Consider the following 18,999-nt stretch of genomic DNA (forward strand, 5'->3'; position numbering starts at 1 on the left):
ACTTTAAAACATAAATAAATCATGGCTAAGCAATTAGAATTTGACGAAAAGGCACGCCAATCCCTCCTTCGCGGAGTGGAGAAGCTTTCACGCGCTGTAAAAGCAACTCTCGGGCCTGCAGGTCGTAACGTGATCCTCGACAAGAAGTTCGGTTCCCCAATAATCACCAAAGATGGTGTTACTGTTGCAAAGGAAATCGAGCTCGAAGATCCCTACGAGAACATGGGCGCTCAGCTCATCAAGGAAGTTTCTTCCAAGACCAACGACGTGGCTGGTGACGGCACAACAACAGCAACAGTGCTCGCAGAGGCTATCTACAAAGAAGGTCTTCGCAACGTGACTGCTGGTGCAAACCCGATCAGCCTTCAACGCGGAATCCTTAAGGCATCCGAGGCGGTCGTCGCTAAGCTTGCCGAAATCTCCAAGCCAGTTTCCGAATCAAAGGAAGTTGCTCAGGTAGCTACAGTTTCAGCTAACTGGGACACAGAGATCGGTAACATCATTGCTGAAGCAATGGACAAGGTAGGCAAAGACGGCACAATCACTGTCGAAGAAGCAAAAGGTATCGAAACAACTCTCGACGTTGTTGAAGGTATGCAGTTCGACAAGGGTTACCTTTCTCCTTACTTCGTTAACGACCCTGAGAGCATGGAGTGCTCTATCGAGAACGTTCTTATTCTCATCCACGAGAAGAAGATCTCCAACCTCAAGGACATGCTTCCACTTCTCGAGAAGACAGCCAAGACTGGCCGTCCACTTCTCATCATTGCTGAAGACGTAGAAGGTGAAGCACTTGCCACTCTCGTAGTCAACAAGCTCCGCGGCACACTCAACATCGCAGCTGTAAAGGCTCCTGGTTTTGGCGACCGCCGCAAGGCAATGCTCGAAGACATCGCGATCCTCACTGGTGGTAAAGTCATCACTGAAGAACTCGGTATCAAACTTGAGTCCGTTGAACTCGAAGACCTCGGTTCCGCTAAGCGCATCGTAATTGGCAAGGACAGCACAACAATCATCGAAGGTGAAGGCTCCTCTGACGACATCTCTGGCCGTGTCAGCCAGATCCGTAAGCAGATCGAAGACACAACATCCGACTACGACCGCGAGAAGCTCCAAGAGCGTCTTGCTAAGCTCGCAGGCGGTGTTGCAGTGATCAGCGTAGGAGCTGCCACTGAGACAGAGATGAAAGAGAAGAAGGATCGTGTAGACGATGCTCTTCACGCGACTCGTGCAGCTGTTGAGGAAGGTATCGTCCCTGGTGGTGGTGCAGCTCTCATCCGTGCTCAGGTAGCTCTTGATACTATCAACCTCGTTGGTGACGAAGCAACCGGTGCAGAGATCGTTCGCCGCGCTATCGAGGCTCCACTCCGCCAGCTTGCAGCAAACGCAGGTCGCGAAGGCGCACTCATCGTTGACAAGGTAAAGGCAGCTGAAGGTAACATTGGTTACAACGTAGCAACTGACGAGTACATGGACCTCATCGAAGCTGGTGTTGTAGATCCTACTAAGGTGACACGCTCCGCTCTTCAGCACGCCTGTTCTATCTCAGGTCTCCTTCTCACTACTGAGTGTCTCATCACAGACATCCCAGAGCCAGAAGCTGCTGATGCAGGTGGTCACGACCACGGCATGGGCGGAATGATGTAATCGCTTCGCTCTAGTTAGAAGTTTTCAGTTGGCAGTTTTCAGTGCCGGCAGGATGAAGCCTTTGACTAAGCCACCAAAAATTTAAAGCCGAGTTCGTTCTCCCGAACTCGGCTTTTTTACGCCGTAGAAGATGCTTCCAGCTTCTTTTTTATTCCAAGAGGTAAACAACCCACCATCGACTGTTTACCGGGTGCGCAGACTCTGCGGATTCGCCAGATTTCTTCTTTTATGTCCTAAATTGGGAATAGAAGTAGCAGTTCATTCTTCCTATAAAGCAGACATGGTTATCCTCAATAGTCATAAAGCATTTGGTTCCTTCCTCGGGAGGGGGACACACGTGTGGCTGGAGGTACATCCTGACGACCGTGAAAAGGTAACTTTCTCAGGTGCAAAGGTTGAGAGCTTGCTAGCAGTGGTTGAGAACCTCAAGAGAGATTACCACAAGCAACCGACGCGCGGTTCAGTTATGATTCCTCCGCCAAGTGGCATGGCCTGTACTGAATGGGCGAATCTTGTAATCAAAGCTGGCAGAGAGGTGAAAGACTCAATGCACAAAGAGCTCGGATTCAGCGGACTTTTCCCGTGGCTTCCAGGGTACGGCAATTGTTGTTCCGTTGCTCAACTAATAATCTCTAGAGCGGGTGGCGAAATTCCAGCATTTAGGCCAACGGGCATAGCTCCAGGTCTTCGAACTTCGTCTTGCTCTATAATGGCGCAGTTCTAACAGGTGGATTCCTTTCATGCTATCCATGAGAACCAAGCCTCATCCCCTACCACGCCCAGGAATGCTTGTTCCAGAAAGAGCGAAGTTGGCCTTCTGATCCATTGAAGCCACTGCGCTCGATCGGGCGGTCGAGGTTACCGAAGTACGCTGGCGTCTTCCAGTTGCCTCCTTGGTAGTGGTGGATTTTCGAGCGACCACCTTGCCAGAATACCCCACCGTATTGCCACATTGCCCAGTCGTGCCATACGCCTGAGGCATGGGCCAGCTTGAGCGGGGTTTCTAGACCGGTATTTCGATTTGAATAGAGTGCTAGCCAGTATGGGCAGTGCCGAAGCTTTGCTTTCTGCGCGGGAGTGGCGTGGCGCAGGGTGTTGCGGATCGTCGAGCTGTTTTCTAGATAGACGACAGGATGAATGCCCGTGCGCTGGTGGATCTCGCTGACGAATCCCGCCATCAAGCTTGCGCTACAATGGGTGTCGAAATCGGCCACTAACAGGACCTTAGATGTGCGCAAGCCTCGGCTCGATTTGATGCTGCGCAGGCGGCTGAGGTAGCGGTCGGCTTGGCGGCTCGCTGATTCGACAGGGAGGACGTAGTAGTAGGAGCCTAACAGCATTCCTTGACGTTCGGCTCCGACAAGGAAGTCGGCGCATTTGCTGTCAATGTAGCCACCTTTGGCGCAGCGGGCGATGAGTGCCTTTGCGCCGTTAGCTTTGAGGGCAGACTGATCGTTAGGGCTATAGCTGTTGCCGGATCGCTGCTTTTCCTTCGGGTCCCAGTCGGAGACATTGATGACTTGAGGGGCGCTGGAATAGCTGACTTTGCCGTAGTCGCTCGAGCTACAGCTGGCGAAAAAAGGAAGGATGAGTGATATTGGAAAAAAGCGAAACATAGCAAATGCGCATATTAGATCAGGAGAGGAGAAGTGGAAAGTCGCAATCTAGATTACTGAGCATTTTCCGAAGCTTGCTCCCACGGCCAAATACTCTCAGTCCATTCGGGCGCGCGACCAGCAATCCGTTCTTTGAGCTGCTTTAGCTGGGAAATGGCTTTCTTAAAGTCGAGTTTTGAGCGGAAGGATACTTGGCTTGAAGTGACTTTCCCTTGCTCATCGACGCTGAGTTTCCATACGAATGGTGGAGCTTTGACTGTAGTGTTCTGGTTGGGCTGACGCATTTCTCCAAAACGCATATCGATCAGGTAAATGCTGTTCGGTTCATCAGACTGCTGCACGACTTTCCACCATCCCTGACTAAACCAATCTAAGGTTTCGAATGCTTTACTGCCCAGGAAGGGGCTCGCTAACTCTGGGGTGCGCTCTACTCGGTCGAGGTGGAAGGTCCGATCAGCAGAATCCCACACCGACCAATGACTCACATAGTAATTTTCTTCATCACGTGCAACCATTCTCCAGAGAAAAATATTGGCTAGCTCGGGGAGACGAGAATGTTTTTAGTCTCGATGTTAGCTTTTGTGAGTTCATTTCTAAAGTGATCTTGAGCGCGCCCTAGCATGATGAAGCTGGCCAATGTGTAGAGGCTGATCCAGGCAGTAGTGGCCCAAACGACCCATGTGCATTTTTTCCCATCGCGAACAAGAAACAAACAAATGAAATTCCCCACCACCATCGGCACGGTAAAGAGTGGATCAATGATCGACATGTTATTGAGCGTGACCCGATAGTCGCTGAAAGGTACAAAAATCTGTGTACCGTAGCTGTTGAAGCAATCGATCAGCACGTGGGTGGACCAAGTGAGAAGGACAAAACTGGTGCCTCGCGCTACGCTGACTTTGCTGTGGAGCTTGCCCAACAAATAGCCAAACAAGGGGCTGACTAGCAGCATGAGAAAGAGTGAATGCGACAGGCTGCGGTGGGTGCGCAGCCAGTCCATAGAATCGACAAAGGGGGCGATCACAAGGTCGAGATCTGGTAGAGTGCCGAAAAAGACGCCCCACGCCGCGCCCTTCCAGCCGAGTTGTTTGCGCAGGAGAAGTTCGCCACAGAGTCCGCCGAGAGCTGCTTGGGTGATTGAATCCACGGCGGCACGCTACACGTTTTTGAGCAGATTACAAAGCGATAGGTCGTGACAGTAGACGAGGAGTGTGGATGCTGAGGGGAATGAGCGAAAAACGTGAGCACCCGAACGCCCCCCTCCATGGAGTTACCCTTGAGACGATGCTCAATGAGTTGGTCGATTTTTACGGTTGGGATGACATGGCTTGCCGTATTCGCATCAATTGTTTCGCCAAGGACCCGAGCGTTAAATCGAGCCTTAAGTTCCTCCGCAAGACCCCATGGGCTCGCTACAAAGTAGAAGACCTCTACAAGCATTTCAAGCAGGTAGAAGGATAGAGGCTACAGCGTGACTGAGAGTCCGTTTTGCTAGATAGGCAAATTAGAACGGTGTCGGAGGCACTCGTCCTACTTTACGATGAGGGCACTGAGTGTGAGGCCGGAGGGATTCCCTGGCTTGGCTTCAGTGGTGGTGAGCTCGAGAAGGAAAGATCTGTGATCATCGAGCAGCTCTTTATCCAGCATGATTGTGGTGCGAAAGGAGGTGTTCTCGCTGTCGCTTTTATAATCGTAGGCTGGGATCAGCTCTGTTGTTCCATCTGCGGAGAGGATGCGGAGTTTGGCATCGCAGTTCCACGAGGTGAAATGGAGTATAAGTTCGAGCGTGGTCTTGGCTTGCTTATTGGAGATTTTGATTCTCCAGCCATCACCTATGTCGGAGGACTCGGCGTAAAGGTTTGGATTTATCTTCGTTCCCTTGCGGACTAAGAAGGTGAGGTTGCCGGCTGGTTTTTTTGAGTCTAATGCTTTGCCTATGAGAGATGGCTTCTGGATGAAATTACTCTTTGCGAGGCTAAATTTATCCCAATCACTGAGTGGGGCTTTAAAAACAACCCAGTCTAGCTTCCCGTCACTGAATACCTTGCGGTCCTTATGGCCCTTAGTGGGATGCATTCCCTCTATAGAAATGATGTCAAAGCTGATGATTTTGGAGGATTTTAGCTTTGCATTGATTGGCTTAGTCTCAGTCTTCTCAGCTTCCTCTTGGTAGAATGTCTCCGCGTTAGAGTCCTGAGGTTCAATGTAAGCTATGCTAACACCCGCAATGAGTAACAGAGGGAGTATGATGGCGAGGATCAGCTTCTTTTTACCCTTTGCTTGTGGAGCGCTGAGAGTATTGATAGAGGGCGATGCGACTACTGGGGCCGAGCGGTTGGCTGCCGGTGGAAGTGGTACCTGAACTTGGGCAGAGGGCTGTGGCGCGGGTGGGGTAGCTGACACAGCTACTGTGCTTTTTTTAGGAGGAAGTTTGGGAAGCGTCTTGAGGGCTTCTGCCGCTGACTGTGGGCGTTTGGAAATATCATAGTGAGTGAGACTTTTGAGCCAGTCAACAAATGCAGGTGTGATATCCTCTCTGTAGTTAGAGATGGGTGGAAAGGCTCCAGATTTATGTAGGTCTTTGACTTCGTCGATGGGCTTGAACGCAAATGGATGGCCACCAATCAAGCTGAGATAGACCAAGTGGCCGAGCATGTAGTAGTCTGAGACCGCAGTCGCAGGCTCGCCGTCGAAAATCTCTGGTGCTAATAGTGCGGGGTCGGCCATCATGGCGTAGCTGGAGTCGGCTCCCTGGATCAAAGGAGCGAGCCGTGATAGGCCCATGTCCATGATGATGTAGCGGTAGCCTCCGCGTGCGCGGCTAGTGAGCATGATAGAACCCGCTGTGAGAGCCCCGTGGATGAAGCCGGCTTCGTGCGAGTAAGTGAGAGCGTCGAGCAACTGACTGGCCATTTCGTGAGCCTCATGTTCCTCAAAAGGAGCTTGGACAACGACATCAGAGAGACGCTGTCCCTCAAGTAACTGTGAGACGAGAAAGGCTCCATCTTCGTCCACTCCTGCATCGAGCACTGTCAGCAGGTTTGAATCTTGGAGGTTGCCTAACTTTTGAGCAATTGTCAGAAATTCTTCTTCCCAGTCCGCGGATGAGGTGTCTCCACCAGCGGAATAGAAGCGGCGAACAGCAACGGTCCTACTCATCTGAGTGTCCTCAGCTGCATAGACTCCGCCAGTGCGGCCTTTCCCTAAGAGGGAATTAATTTCGTATCTTTCTTCGTCCATCTAATAAAAGCTAAGCAACAGCTATAGGACTGATATACCAAAGGCACTTCAAGGCAATCTTCGAGTTTAAAATGCCCGAAATTTAGAGGTTCTCGTTAATCCATGGGAGTGCAGCCTCAAGAGCCATAGAGCGATGGCTGAGCTGATTTTTTGCGCTGATAGGGAGCTGAGCGAAGGTCTGATCGTACCCTTCTGGAATGAACAGTGGGTCGTAGCCGAAGCCAGCATCACCGCTCAAGACGTCGATGATGCGCCCTTCCACTGCGCCTGAAAAATGCGCCATTCGTTCGCCATTTTTTGCCAACACAATGACACAGCGAAAGCGTGCTGCTCGGCTGCATTCGCGGGGTAGTTTCTTCAGCTCTGCAAGTAATTTAGCGTTGTTGGCAGCGTCATTACTATCCTCACCAGCATAGCGAGAGGAATAGACACCTGGGTCTCCGTACAGGGCATCTACCTCGAGTCCCGAGTCATCCGACAGCACCCATTGGTCGGTGAGTTTGCTGATTTCGACGGCTTTGAGCGTGGCATTTTCTAAGAATGTGGTGCCAGTCTCATCGACTTTTGCAAAATCTTTCCTAGTCAAATCATCGACCGCATAGTTACCTCCGAGAATATTTTTGATCTCTTCTGTCTTATGGGAATTGCCAGTGGCTATAAGGATTTCAGTCGATTGGTTCATACGTTCTTTTTGCATTTTATTTCAGAGTTGGGAATAAAATACCTTGCTCGTGCCGCTTATGCTTATGATGAGTCCAAAAAAAACACTACTAAGCGCCATTGCCACTCTCGCCGTCACCGCTACCAGCCTGTTTGCTGGTGAAGGCTGGATGACTAATATAGACGAAGCGAAGAAGCTCAGTAAGAAAGAGAATAAACCTCTCTTTGTTGAGTTCACCGGCTCCGACTGGTGTCCTCCATGTATGATGATGGAGAAAAAAGTTTTCTCAAAAGAGGCTTTCAAATCAGGTGCCGAGAAAGATTTCATTCTTGTAAAAATCGATATTCCTAATGGCGATAAAAAACTGAAAGCGAAAAATCAGAAAGTTTTAGAAAAGTATCGCGTTTCTGGTGTACCCACAGTAGTTTTGTTAGACACCAAAGGAAAAGAGTTTTCTAGGTTCACTGCTTCGAAGTTCAACTCGGTTGATAAGATGCTAGGTGAGCTGAAACAACAGCTTCGTCTGAAGGACATGTTCTAAAATTTTCATTGTGTAGTTAATGTGGTTGTTAACATGATTGAGGAGGGTGTGTACGTCAAAGTACATACCCTTCTTATTGTTTAGAACGGATTATTTGGATGAGTGAATCATCCTTCGAACTTTGAATTCTTCTCAGTCGGAACTGGAGCATTGAGTTCTTTCCGCCAATTATTGAGTTTGGAGTAAAGCTCTTGCAGCTTTTCTGGATGCTTCTTGGCGAGGTTGTTTTTCTCGCCTACGTCCTGCTTTAGATTGTAGAGTTCGAACTCACCATTCTCAAAGTACTCGATGAGTTTCCAGTCGCCGTGGCGAATAGCTGAGCCTGGGCGAATGCGGAAAAGCGTGTCCTGAGCTTCTTTCATTCCGGGGCTGTCAGCTTTTCCATACCCTTGTAGGTAGATAGGGAAGTGCCAGAAGAGTGAGCGCTCAGCCAGTACTTTCCCCTCAAACAGAGGATTGAGACTTAGCCCATCTAGGATCTTGCCTTTTGGAGCTGAGGTTCCAGCCACATCACAAAAGGTGGGGTAGAAATCGAGATTACTGACAGGGGTGTCGCAGCTGGATCCGGCCTTGATCTTCTCAGGCCAGCGGATGAAGAAGGGCTCGCGAATGCCGCCTTCATAATACATGCCTTTACCACCACGCAGCGGCCATTGGAGGCTGGAGACATTGACACCACCATTGTCGGAGGTGAAAATCACGAGGGTGTTGTCAGTGATGCCGTTAGATTCTAAGGCGTCGAGCACGCGGCCGATGTTTTGGTCGAGCGACTCGATCATCGCTGCGTAAACGGGGTTGTTCTGCGCCTCGGTGGCTTTTTTATTCTTATACTTTTTGACTAGCTCAGGCTTGGCTTGGAGCGGGCTGTGGACGGTAAAGTAGGGGAGATAGAGACAGAACGGGCCGGCTTTATGCTCGCCAATGAACTCGATAGCTTTGTCGGTGAGGACGTCTGTTAGGTAGTGGCCCTTTTCTTTGACTTCTAGGTTGGGGTATTTGAAGGGGGAATGGTAGCCGCCATTGTACGGTCCACCAGCAGCGGTTCCTCCGACATTGATGTCAAAACCATTTTTGAGCGGATCCTTGGTGACGTGCCATTTCCCCATGGTGGCAGTGGTGTAACCAGCAGCTTTCAGAGCGTGACCAAAGGTGAGATTGTCCTGTTTAAGGTGCAGGGTGTTCTTGGTGGGAATGAGCTTGCGGGTGCTGGACTTTCCGCGATCCGAGTTTTTCACTGTGTAGACTCCGTGACGCGGGGTGCTCTGACCGGAAATAGCACAGGCGCGCGAGGGCGCACAATTCGCAGCAGAGGAATAGCCATTGGTGAAGATCATGCCCTCCTTGGCGAGCCGATCGATGTTCGGCGTTTCGTAGTATTTCGAACCATTGATAGAAACATCAGCCCAGCCGAGGTCATCGATGTTGATGTAGAGAATGTTAGGCTTCTCAGCAGCAAAGGAACACAGGCTGGTGAGCAAGACTGAAAGTAGGGTCAATGGATATTTCATGAGGTCGCTGAAAGGGTAGTATGATTGAACGTGCTGGATCTTAGCTTCTTTTCAACTAACACTAGTTGGATTCAGCTAACTAACGCAACTTTTTCTTCGTTAGCTCCTCTTCCCAACTATGGCATGGATGAATTGGTAATGATTCTAGTGCGTGGTTGTTTGTGCCGCAGGTTCGAAAATGGGTTTCCTAGACCCATTTTATTTGAGTTGGTGTAGCCACTCTGAGATATCGGCAAAAATTTTATCGCGCTCGTGGTCGTACATCAGGAGGTGGTAGGAACCGGGGTATATTTTGATATTTTTATCCGTGCCCCCTGGGAATCCAGCATAAAACTTTCTGACGCTGCTGTCCGAAGTAAAGATGTCTTTCCCGCCGTGAAGCACCAGCACCGGGCAGGCGACTGTCGAGGCGGGCCGGTTGAGAGATGCGGACATATTCCCGAGCTTAAGCAACAAGCGCAGGGTGTATTGTTTGATATACCATTCATTCTTTAAGACTTGGTCTTCGTGGATATCATCTTCGGTCACCACAACGGACTGGCCACCGGAGAGAGATTCGAGTGAGACTTTTAGTGTGGGAAAAAGCAGGGAGGTAGTTCGGACCATGGTGTATTTCCATGGTTGCAACTTGTCATTCACATCCACAATAGGTGAAGAGATGATCATTGCATCCGGTTTTTGTGCGCCAGGGGGAGTATGGACATAGGAATGCATCGCGATCAGTGAGCCCATGCTTTCACCAAACCACACAATTTTCGCCTTAGGGTGCACCTTCCGAACGAGGCCGGTAAAGGTGTAGAGGTCATTGTACCAATCATCGACATGACAAATATCCCCGCGTCGGCACAGCTTAGGGTCCATACCTTGACCACGTGTTTCAGCGGCGTACATCGCCGTGTCCGGGTTGTTTTTGAGCAGGAATTTAGCCAGATTTTTATAATCACCTGAATATCCGGAAATCCCATGAATCCCTATGATGACCGTTTTCGGCTCCCTTTTGCTGGGCAGCCATTTGCGGTATCCTAGCGAGTCACCATCAAAAGATGTGTAGCTGTTTTCCGCTAGCTGTGGCTGTGCCGGTAGTGCTTGGCTTGGCTGGTTCACCCAGGTCGGGGCTGAGCAGGATGCTAGCAAGGTGGCCACCGCGATCGATAAAATCCACCGTGGATCCAAGCAAAAATAGAGGGTTTTCCTGGATGATTTATACTGCATCAGCGTCCGTAATTATGACGCCAATCCCCCTCTATGTCACCTTATCATTTTTGCCTCGGCAGAGTGTTGACCTTACGATTTTTGAGCGGGTACCAGCCGTGGATCAGGCCGCTGAGTTCCTTGAGGAGTTCAGGTTTTTTGGTGGCTAGGTTGGTTTTTTCGTGGGGGTCGGATTTGAGGTCGAACAACTGTGGCTGGGGGTCCGTGGGTAGTACCCGTCGGCCGTATCCAGAGCCTGCAACGCCATCGTAGGTGAGTAGAAGTTTGTAGTCGCCGCGGATCACCCAGCGGTTGAGCAGAGACGCTTCCGGGTCCTCGATGTCCTCGATATTGTGGTCGAAATTTTCGCCAAAGAGGGTGTTGCGTTTGATCGGTTTTCCCTCTTGTAGGTTGGCGAGCAGGTTCAGGCCGGGCAGACGTTTCGGGATATCGACGCCGGCGACGGCGAGGATGGTAGGCACGATGTCGATGCTGCTGCAAAGCTCAGGTCGGTCGGCGGGTTTGATTTTTCCGGGCCAGCGGAACATGATGGGAGTGCGGGTGCCTCCTTCGTAGGCGGTGAGTTTCGAGCGGGCGGCAAAGCGCGAACTCTTCGGGTCCTGGATCCGTTGTCGGTGAGGTAAATGACGAGCGTGTTCTCGGAGAGGCCTTTTTGATCGAGGCCGTCGATCAGTTCGCCGCAGGTTTCATCGAACCACTCACACATGGCGTAGTATTTGGCGACTGAAATAGGTCGGTCGGCTGTGGCGTATTTTTTCAGCAAACGCTCCGGCGGAGTGTGCGGGGTACGGTCGGGTTTTTATCGACGTTGGAAATCAACAACTCCCTAGGATCCTTGCCAGTTCTTTCCGCGTGTTGCTTGTTTTTTGCAGTTCTTCCAGGGTCATTGCCGGTGATCATGTTCTGGTGCGAGTAGAGGCCAGTTGCCAGAGTGGTCAGTGCGGGGCGGCACAAGGCGGTGGGCACGTAGCCACGGCGGAACGTGACACTCTGCTTGGAAAGCTTATCGAGCTGTGGTGTCTTGATGACTGGGTGTCCCATAAAGCTGTAATCCGTCCAAGACTGGTCGTCGGAGAGGATGAGGACAATGTTAGGCTTTTTGTTTTCCGCGCTGAGCGGGCCGGTAAGCAAGAGTGCTAGAACAGCTAGGGGCTTGATGATTGAACGATGTTTCATACTTGTTGGAAAAATGATGTCGAATTTCTTCTAGAACTCCAGAATCTAATTTTATTTATTTCGTCGGTGGAGCCCTATGCCTAAACGCATTCAAAAAGCAAACTCAGAGCACTCAAAATGATTTACATCACAAGCGCGCTTGAATAAGTTTCCGCATGCTCCAACGCTCCTTTTCTCGCCGTAACTTCCTCGCCACCACCGCGGCAGCTGCAGCCTTCCCCACCATTCTCAGTGGAAAGGAAGCCGTCCTCGGCCAGGGCGATTTCAAATACCGTCTGGTTCCAGATTGGGGAGTCCTCGGCCCCAAGACGCCAGTCAAGAACTGCCACGGCATCGTCTGCACCCGTGAAGGTCACATCATCTTGCTCACTGATGAAGTGAAGAACAACGTCATCGTCTACGACTCTAACGGTAAGTTGCTCCACAAATGGGGCCACGACTACCCCGGCGCCCACGGCCTCTCATTAGTCGTCGAGAACGATCGCGAAGTCCTCTACTTCACCGATCTCGGCCGCGGCATGGTTTTCAAAGCCACCCTCTCCGGTGAAATTCTCAACCAATGGGCGTGGCCCGAGGCTTCCGGAAAATACGAAAAGTCCCGCCAATACCGCCCATCCTGGACTCTCCATACCCCTAACGGCGACTTCTTCGTGCTCGATGGCTACGGCCGCGACTACATCATGCACTACGGCGCCGACGGCTCGCTCAAGAAAACCTTCGGCGGCAAAGAAGGCGGCATCAAGCACTGGGGACCGCACGGCGGCATCACTGACCTGCGCGATCGCCAACCCCGCCCTACTCATCGCCATGAGCGACCAGCAAGAACTCCTCCGCCTAGACCTCGACGGCAAGATTCTCGGTTCCACCCCGCTGCCCGGCGGCAACCCGCGCCATCTCCACCAAAACGGCAAGCACTTCTTCGTCCCCCACCTCGCCGACAACTGGCCAGCCGACCGCAAGAGCCGCGGCTTCATCTCCATCCTAGATGACGACCTCCGCGTCGTCGCTAACATCGCCGGCAGCGCTCCGCAATATGATGACGACGGCAAACTCCAACCAATGAAAACCACCGACCCAATCTTCATGCACCCACATGATCTAACCGTCGGTAAGGACGACAGCCTCTACGTCGCCCAGTTCGACTCAGGAAACACCTATCCACTGAAGCTCGAGCGCATTTAAATCCGCCTGCAGCCGATGAGGATGGCGACCGGCGTGGACTAGCCGACAATCAATTTAAATAATTCACCAGTTCTGGGGCCGCAGCTTTGAGTTCCTTGATGATCAAATCAGCAATGGCTTTGGCGCCTTTCTTGCTGAAGTGCGTTGTATCAGTGTCCGTGAAATTGTAAGCCGCACTCGCGTCCGGCCCTATCTTGTTGTGGTGCTCAATACTGATAGAATTAAGATCAATAAACGGCACTTTGGTTTCTTTGGCGACGGCTTGAGCAGCCTGAGCGAATGCAGGCAATGATCGATCACCCTTTATGATTCGAGGTGCAATTTTACCATTTTCATCAAAATTGCGACGGGTGACCGAGCTCAAAACGATCGCTTTGCTGCCACCATCTGTGACTCTCTCCACATAATCTTTTAGCTTTTCGCCGTAAGCGTTCGTCTCATATCGTTTCATGTCGTTGTGGCCGAATTGAATCAGGACATAGTCCGGTTTCTGCTTGATTAGCGTATCCAGTTTTTTGGATAGCGAATCTAGAGTTGCCCCATTTTTTGCATAGTTCAGCACCTTCACGTGGTCATTGACTTCAGCCGCCAAGGCTGGCCCCCATCCATAGGTACTCGCAACGGTAGAGTCGCCTATCAACCCGATAATCAAGGTTTTCTCTTGGGCTGCCACAACCTGCATGACAAGGATGTACGAGAACAATAGAGCGATTCTAATTTTTGATTTTCTCAACATGATCTGTTTCTTTCTGTAGCTACGTCAAAGGTGAAACACGGACCTTTATCTAGGTGTCTTTCAAAGGCCTTTTCTTGATGCTCGCGAATTCCGACCGTTGTTCTACTCACCAGCTTGTCCCCCGAGCGGGATGCTGTGTGCCTTGATATTGGCAAGGCGTGTTTTGGCGAGAGCCTGCATCTCCTGGACTTTCTCAGGGTGTTTGCGACTGAGGTCGGTGAGTTCCTCGTCATCATTGGCAAGATTGATTAAGACGAGGCCGGAGCCAGTGTCATTGGGGAGCTCGGCACCCTCGCGGTTGAGGAAGAGTTTCCAATCGCCGACGCGGATGCGTGGAAACCAGTTTTTCCGTGCCAGTAGAGAAGGTCCTTGCGCGGGTGAGATGCGCCCGCTTTTCCTATGAGTGAGTCTAGGACATTAACTCCGTCGATGACTGGGCTATTATTGCTGACGGCCTTCAGGTCGATATCACAGGCGTGGCTCAGTGTCGGGAGAAAATCAATGGCGCCGATGAGTTGGTTACTTTCTTTTCCGGCGGGGATGGTACCCGGCCAGCGGATAATACATGGAACGCGAGTGCCACCTTCCAGGGCACTCCATTTTTTACCACGGTAGGGTTTTTCCTGGGCCAGTTGTCCCCCCTGCGGTCCATTGTCGGATGTAAATATTACGATGGTGTTTTGATCGAGTTTTTCGGTTTTTAAAGATTTGAGTATATCGCCGATACGATGGTCCAGCTCCTCGACGACATCGCCGTAATCTCGTATCCTTGCCTTGATCCCCTCCCCTCCAAAGGCTGACTTGCCTTTCCAGTCGGGATGCGACTGCACAGGGAAATGCGGTGCGGTGAACGGGAGGTAAAGGAAGAAGGGTTTGTTTTTGTTAGACTGGATGAAGCGAACAGCTTCGGTGGTGAACTGCTCAGTGAGTAGGCGGTTATCGAAGGGTTTTTCCACAGCTTTGTCACCGCGCCAGATCGTCTTGCTCTGGTTGTTACTTTTATTGATGTAGTAGGTGGAATCAAACCCTTGGCGGTGAGGGCGGAGCGGTTCGCTGTCGCGAGGTGCCATTTACCGATGAGCCCAGTGGTGTAGCCTTCGGTTTTAAAAACCTCGGCCATGGTCAGGGCTTTAGGGTTGAGTCCCTGTTTGGTGCTGATCAAGTACCCCACGACCCCCTGGGTCCAGCCGAGTCGGCTCGGATAGGTACCGGTCAACAAGGCCATGCGCGAGGGTGTGCAAACGGTGGCGCCGGAGTAGAAGCTGGTTAGCCGGATGCCCTCCTTGGCAAGTTGATCGAGAACGGGTGTCTTGATTTCAGAATGGCCGTAACAGCCCAGATCGTTGTAGCCCATGTCATCGGCCATGATCAGGATAACATTCGGTGGCCGGGCCTCTGCGGAGGCGGGTGACACCAACACAGAAAGGGCTAGCAAGGATAGAAAACAGACGATGATCGTGCAGCGGGTCATGATGAATAGATGTCGAGTTAGGGTGCTAATGTCAATATGTTCCAGTGCAAGCTATTTCCAGTCGTCCGTCCGGAACGGGGAGGCGGGGAGGCCGTCTTTGTTCATTAAAGAACCGGTGGCTTGACTGGAGAAGGCGTAACGCACCGCTACTGGTTGTTTGACCTCGGGGGCTCCGACAACAAGTTTATCACCAACGATCGTGGCGGATGCTTTAACGAATTTTTTGTCGGCTCCGGCAATTTCAAAATCCTTTAATTCGTCGCCGCCATAGACGGTCAGGCCGCCGCCAACATGATCGAAATGCAGGATGGCTTTGCTGTCCTTGATTTCCATCACCTTCAATCGTGGGCCATCACAGGCGACTTTCATACCGTAATCGTTTGCCAACGCCTGGAGTGCGAGTCGACGTCCGACCTCCTGTTTGTTTTTCGGGTGGATGTCCTTGAGGTCACCGATATCCGTCGTGACGACCATACCGGATTTTCTGATCGAAAGCGCCTGAAGCTGTTGCTCGCGCAGGTAGGCGGCATTTTGCTTGTAGGTAAATGGAGCGATCTGCACGTAATAGAATGAGAGATCACTTTTGAAGCCATCCCGCCAGTCGGCGATCATCGCCTGCATCAGTCGCTTGTAGGTTTGTGGCCTCGCTTGGTTGCTTTCGCCCTGGTACCAGATCGCACCTTTCAGGGTGAATGGCATCAGTGGCGCGATCATGCCATTGTAGAGTCGGCTGGAAATCCCTCTGGCGTTGGGTTGGTCTGGTTTGTCTTCGCCCTTCCTGGCAATCTCGTCGAAGCCGGCCTGGCTAAGGTGTTTTTTACCTATCCATGGCTCGATGGCGGTGCCTCCCCATGACGCATCGATGATGCCGATGGGCACACCGAGGTCCTTGTGAAGCTTTCTAGCAAAAAAGTAGGCGGTCGAGCTGAAGTGCTTGACGGTCTCGGGTGTGCAATTCTGCCACTTGCATGGCGGGACCTTGACGCCGTAGATCAACACACCTGGCTGGACATCCTTCTGCGGTTCCTTGCTCGCGATATTGCCAACCTGAAAGAGGCGGATTTGTGGGTAATCGGCGGTGGCCAGCTCCGACTCCCAGTCCTTGATACCAGTGTAGGCAGAGGATACTGGAGCGATCGGCATCTCCATGTTCGACTGGCCTGAATCAAGCCATACCTCACCAAATAGAACGTCCTCCAGCTCAATAGAGTTGGAGGATGTTAGTTTGATGGTGTGGGGGCCACCGGCCTGGCCAGTTTTGAGTTTAGCCAACCAATTACCATCGGCACCCGCTTTGACGTTGATGGGTTTGTTAAGCCAGCTGCAGCTGATGGTGATGGCTTCTCCTGGATCGGCTGAGCCCCAGATGGCGGCTTGGGATTCCCGCTGAAGGACCATTCCGGATCCGATTACTTTGGGTAGAATAATCTCGGCGTGGAGCGTGGATGCTAGCAACACCAGCGCGAGTAATAATCTTTTTATCATGCCAACTTTATTCTTTTTTGTGCGTTGTTAATTTTTATCCGAAATCCTGCGTTCGAGCGCTTGAGTAACGGCATCGCCGACGGCATTCCCCAGCACGGCTTGATGTTCGCCGCTCAAGAAGTGGACGTCGCTCCCTTTGAGCAGCGGCCTGGTCCTGAGTTGCGTTCAGTATTTCAACCAGAACCATCAGCCGATTCCACACAGGTGACCAGCATGAACTCCCCATCGACCGTCGCGAGAGCCCGCCGATTGGTGCATCGGCGGGTGTTGCATTGGCGGGTGTTGGTGCAAGCGATCGGCATTACGCATGCGAGACCTTTCCTCAACTCTCGGTAGATCCTGCTGGCTGGAACATACGGCGGGTGGAAGGCAGGAAGGAAATGATCAGCATCATCGAGAAGAAGGTGGCATTGAGGATTAGACCGAGGTTGGCAAGAGTAACGGAAGACCAAGCGCTATCGGGAACCTGAATATCCACCTTCATTCTCCAGATAGTTGCACCGATAAGGATGACGGTGATAGGTATGAGTAAGACCTTCACCCACAGGTTTCCATGGACATTTAAAGTGTGATTCGGTTTTTTGTTGGCGCCGTTAACTGCGAAATTGTAGGCGATGAGCATTAGCATCGATCCGAGGCCGATCGCCGCAAAAATCGACCACATGGAGTAAGGGGCATAGGTGTTCCAGAGAAGATCCGCGGCCCCGAAAGCGTCGGTTCCAGTCGCCTCCGCGAGCGTTGGCACGACTTCCTGCTTAGGTAGGCTGTTGACCTTGTCCGCGCTCATTCCGAGTTGATCGATGAGATAGCGCTTAGCGAGCACCACCTTGTCGCCGCCGCTTTGGTAGAGGTGGCCAGCGATGAGTGAGCCGATCGACCAGCCGATGCCGACAGTGAAGTTGCCGTATCCAATGTAGAGTCCCTCCCGACCCGGCGGAGCGATCTCCACGATGTAACGTGCGGTGCCAGGGCCCGACAGCATTTCGCCCAAGGAGAAGAAGCCGATGGCACCGAGAATCCACCAGCCACTCATACTCATGCCGAGTCCATAGGTGGCGATGATCGCCATCACGATGCCGATGGTGATGGTGACCAGCGTGGGCACCTTGCGGGTGAAGTAACCCATCATGAAAGTGCCGAGGCTGATCAGCAGGGCGTTGAAGTTGATCATCCACTCCTGGGTCAGGTTGCCGCCGTTGATCGTGGGCACGGCGCTCTCACCAATGATTGAAGCCAAGGCCGCCGCAAGGTGTCGCGAATCGACCCAGTCGTCGATGAAGTTCGGCAGGATGTCGAAGAGCTGGAAGGTCAGCAGCCAGAACCCGGCGAAGCTGATCGTGAAGAAGAACAGCCGCGGCTCGAGCAGTCCGCGCAGCGACTCGAAGAGCATCTGGCATGGTCCAGGCTTCTTCTCGCCTTCCGCCAGCGCCTTGCGGGCGGGTTCCTTAAAGAAGAATAACGGGATGAAGTTCAGAGCGACAGCCATTGAGCAGATGATGAACACCCAGTCCCAGCTGATCACCCGCAGGTATCCAGCGACCAGCGGCCCGAAGAAGCCGCCGATATTAACGAGCTGGTAGAAGATGCTCCACCCAAGAGAGGAGTTCTTCTTGTCGAGCTGGCTCGCGACCAGGCCTCCGATGCCCGGCTTGAAAATCGCGGTACCGAAGGCGACGAACATCGCTCCAGTGAACAGGACGCCGTAGACTTGGTCGATGCCTAGGGCGCGGGCTTCGGCCAGCGGCATACCGACCAGCATCTCGGCCAGCGGCATGCAGTAGGCCATGATCATGTAACCGATGATCTTGAGAAGCGTCGCGCCGGCGATGTTGATCTTATAGCCATACCGGTCAGCGAAGCCGCCGGAAAGAATGGGCACGAAAGACTGCACAATAGCCCATACCGCGTATAAACTGCCCTTCTGGATCTGGTCAAGTTCGGGACCACCATTGTCGATCGCGGCCACCATGAAAACTGGCAGTATCACTCGCACGCCGTAGTAGGCGAAGCGCTCGACAAGCTCCATCCAGCCCGCCAGCCAGAAGACGGTACGGAAGGATTTGAACTGGCTGAGAAGTGAGTCGCTTTTTGTCGAGGGAGGTGGATCAGATGTCGTCATAGGAAAGGGCGTAAGAGGATGATAAAGAAGTGATTCTGCGGTGGAAATTCGCTCGCGTTATGCACGGAATTCGCTCACCAGGCGAACAAAAAACTGAAGTTTGTCAGTAACTTTGCTGGATTTCGCAAATGCCCGACTACTTTGATGTTAGCTCGCTCGGACAATTACTTATTGTCTGTGCTTCAGCAAGCACTTAAGTGGCGGCGATTGCTCTGAATCAAGAACATCGCTTACACATTGACCGACCCCGAAACGAGCGCGTGGAAGAAACACTTCATGCTTAGTTAGCTCGCTATGGTAGAAACTTTACTTGCTTACTAAACAAGGGATCACCCTTGGCGTCGCATGCTTGTAATTCGATTTGTCTCTTTTCCCAATCGATCTCTAGCAATCCAAAATTGAGTG

At 51.9% G+C, this 18,999-nt stretch carries 20 protein-coding genes and 2 pseudogenes; 5 read left to right on the forward strand and 17 right to left on the reverse strand.

The window, feature by feature from the left end; translation table 11 throughout:
- The first annotated feature begins 18 nt into the window (after positions 1–18).
- A complete protein-coding gene (gene groL / locus BSZ32_RS07305; RefSeq protein ID WP_105042837.1) occupies positions 19–1,647 on the forward strand; it encodes a chaperonin GroEL in 1,629 nt (542 codons plus the stop codon).
- Between the two features lie 280 nt (positions 1,648–1,927).
- Positions 1,928–2,371, forward strand: coding sequence for a hypothetical protein (locus BSZ32_RS07310; RefSeq protein ID WP_105042838.1), 444 nt, complete (start codon positions 1,928–1,930; stop codon positions 2,369–2,371).
- Between the two features lie 46 nt (positions 2,372–2,417).
- On the opposite strand, the gene BSZ32_RS07315 is transcribed toward BSZ32_RS07310, so the two are convergent.
- From BSZ32_RS07315 to BSZ32_RS07325, 3 genes are read right to left on the reverse strand one after another with little or no spacing between them, the layout of a single operon-like run.
- Complete coding sequence (locus tag BSZ32_RS07315) at positions 2,418–3,263, reverse strand: GH25 family lysozyme (protein ID WP_105042839.1); 846 nt, start codon at positions 3,261–3,263, stop codon at positions 2,418–2,420.
- A 53-nt stretch (positions 3,264–3,316) separates the two neighbouring features.
- Positions 3,317–3,778, reverse strand: coding sequence for a hypothetical protein (locus BSZ32_RS07320; RefSeq protein ID WP_105042840.1), 462 nt, complete (start codon positions 3,776–3,778; stop codon positions 3,317–3,319).
- Positions 3,779–3,798: 20 nt separating this feature from the next.
- A complete protein-coding gene (locus tag BSZ32_RS07325; RefSeq protein ID WP_105042841.1) occupies positions 3,799–4,410 on the reverse strand; it encodes a metal-dependent hydrolase in 612 nt (203 codons plus the stop codon).
- Positions 4,411–4,490: 80 nt separating this feature from the next.
- On the opposite strand from BSZ32_RS07325, the gene BSZ32_RS07330 reads away from it, so the two are divergent.
- The gene (locus BSZ32_RS07330) at positions 4,491–4,724 is read left to right on the forward strand and encodes a VF530 family protein (RefSeq protein WP_105042842.1); all 234 of its coding nucleotides are present in this window, start codon (positions 4,491–4,493) and stop codon (positions 4,722–4,724) included.
- A gap of 69 nt (positions 4,725–4,793) precedes the next feature.
- Here the strand turns inward: BSZ32_RS07330 and BSZ32_RS07335 are convergent, their stop codons facing one another.
- Positions 4,794–6,503, reverse strand: coding sequence for a serine/threonine protein kinase (locus tag BSZ32_RS07335; RefSeq protein ID WP_105042843.1), 1,710 nt, complete (start codon positions 6,501–6,503; stop codon positions 4,794–4,796).
- Between the two features lie 82 nt (positions 6,504–6,585).
- Positions 6,586–7,200: an RdgB/HAM1 family non-canonical purine NTP pyrophosphatase gene (rdgB, locus tag BSZ32_RS07340; RefSeq protein WP_240610581.1), complete on the reverse strand. Its 615-nt coding sequence runs from the start codon at positions 7,198–7,200 to the stop codon at positions 6,586–6,588.
- 49 nt (positions 7,201–7,249) lie between these two features.
- Between rdgB and BSZ32_RS07345 the strand changes: the two genes are divergently transcribed.
- Positions 7,250–7,705: a thioredoxin family protein gene (locus BSZ32_RS07345; RefSeq protein ID WP_165788716.1), complete on the forward strand. Its 456-nt coding sequence runs from the start codon at positions 7,250–7,252 to the stop codon at positions 7,703–7,705.
- A 107-nt stretch (positions 7,706–7,812) separates the two neighbouring features.
- On the opposite strand, the gene BSZ32_RS07350 is transcribed toward BSZ32_RS07345, so the two are convergent.
- From BSZ32_RS07350 to BSZ32_RS07370, 7 genes and pseudogenes are all read right to left on the reverse strand, one after another.
- Entirely contained in the window at positions 7,813–9,213 is a 1,401-nt protein-coding gene (locus BSZ32_RS07350; RefSeq protein WP_105042845.1) for a sulfatase, read from the reverse strand.
- A 198-nt stretch (positions 9,214–9,411) separates the two neighbouring features.
- Complete coding sequence (locus BSZ32_RS07355) at positions 9,412–10,425, reverse strand: serine aminopeptidase domain-containing protein (RefSeq protein ID WP_105042846.1); 1,014 nt, start codon at positions 10,423–10,425, stop codon at positions 9,412–9,414.
- 44 nt (positions 10,426–10,469) lie between these two features.
- Positions 10,470–10,952: a sulfatase/phosphatase domain-containing protein gene (locus BSZ32_RS19700; protein ID WP_343125942.1), complete on the reverse strand. Its 483-nt coding sequence runs from the start codon at positions 10,950–10,952 to the stop codon at positions 10,470–10,472.
- A 122-nt stretch (positions 10,953–11,074) separates the two neighbouring features.
- A pseudogene (locus tag BSZ32_RS20315) lies at positions 11,075–11,188 on the reverse strand (hypothetical protein); the annotation flags it as partial.
- A complete protein-coding gene (locus BSZ32_RS19190; protein WP_206018756.1) occupies positions 11,182–11,601 on the reverse strand; it encodes a sulfatase-like hydrolase/transferase in 420 nt (139 codons plus the stop codon). The pseudogene BSZ32_RS20315 and the gene BSZ32_RS19190, both read right to left, overlap by 7 nt.
- Before the next feature lie 122 nt (positions 11,602–11,723).
- Entirely contained in the window at positions 11,724–12,026 is a 303-nt protein-coding gene (locus BSZ32_RS07365; RefSeq protein WP_165788717.1) for a hypothetical protein, read from the reverse strand.
- Between the two features lie 39 nt (positions 12,027–12,065).
- Complete coding sequence (locus BSZ32_RS07370; RefSeq protein WP_129589649.1) at positions 12,066–12,359, reverse strand: hypothetical protein; 294 nt, start codon at positions 12,357–12,359, stop codon at positions 12,066–12,068.
- Positions 12,360–12,408: 49 nt separating this feature from the next.
- Here BSZ32_RS07370 and BSZ32_RS07375 point away from each other — a divergent pair, with 49 nt between their 5' ends.
- Positions 12,409–12,783, forward strand: coding sequence for a hypothetical protein (locus BSZ32_RS07375; protein WP_105042849.1), 375 nt, complete (start codon positions 12,409–12,411; stop codon positions 12,781–12,783).
- A gap of 49 nt (positions 12,784–12,832) precedes the next feature.
- On the opposite strand, the gene BSZ32_RS07380 is transcribed toward BSZ32_RS07375, so the two are convergent.
- The 5 genes and pseudogenes from BSZ32_RS07380 to BSZ32_RS07400 all read right to left on the reverse strand — a co-directional run bounded on the left by BSZ32_RS07380 (position 12,833) and on the right by BSZ32_RS07400 (position 18,594).
- Positions 12,833–13,519 carry a GDSL-type esterase/lipase family protein gene (locus BSZ32_RS07380; protein ID WP_105042850.1) on the reverse strand — a complete coding sequence of 229 codons (687 nt, stop codon included), beginning with the start codon at positions 13,517–13,519 and terminating at the stop codon, positions 12,833–12,835.
- Between the two features lie 248 nt (positions 13,520–13,767).
- Positions 13,768–14,589 carry a sulfatase-like hydrolase/transferase gene (locus BSZ32_RS07385; RefSeq protein WP_105042851.1) on the reverse strand — a complete coding sequence of 274 codons (822 nt, stop codon included), beginning with the start codon at positions 14,587–14,589 and terminating at the stop codon, positions 13,768–13,770.
- Between the two features lie 29 nt (positions 14,590–14,618).
- Positions 14,619–14,990, reverse strand: a pseudogene (locus tag BSZ32_RS20570) (sulfatase-like hydrolase/transferase); the annotation flags it as partial.
- A gap of 51 nt (positions 14,991–15,041) precedes the next feature.
- Positions 15,042–16,475 carry a sialate O-acetylesterase gene (locus tag BSZ32_RS07395; RefSeq protein ID WP_105042852.1) on the reverse strand — a complete coding sequence of 478 codons (1,434 nt, stop codon included), beginning with the start codon at positions 16,473–16,475 and terminating at the stop codon, positions 15,042–15,044.
- Positions 16,476–16,797: 322 nt separating this feature from the next.
- The gene (locus BSZ32_RS07400) at positions 16,798–18,594 is read right to left on the reverse strand and encodes an MFS transporter (RefSeq protein WP_105042853.1); all 1,797 of its coding nucleotides are present in this window, start codon (positions 18,592–18,594) and stop codon (positions 16,798–16,800) included.
- Between the last annotated feature and the right edge of the window lie 405 nt (positions 18,595–18,999).

Source organism: Rubritalea profundi (assembly GCF_002954445.1).
Classification (GTDB): domain Bacteria; phylum Verrucomicrobiota; class Verrucomicrobiia; order Verrucomicrobiales; family Akkermansiaceae; genus Rubritalea; species Rubritalea profundi.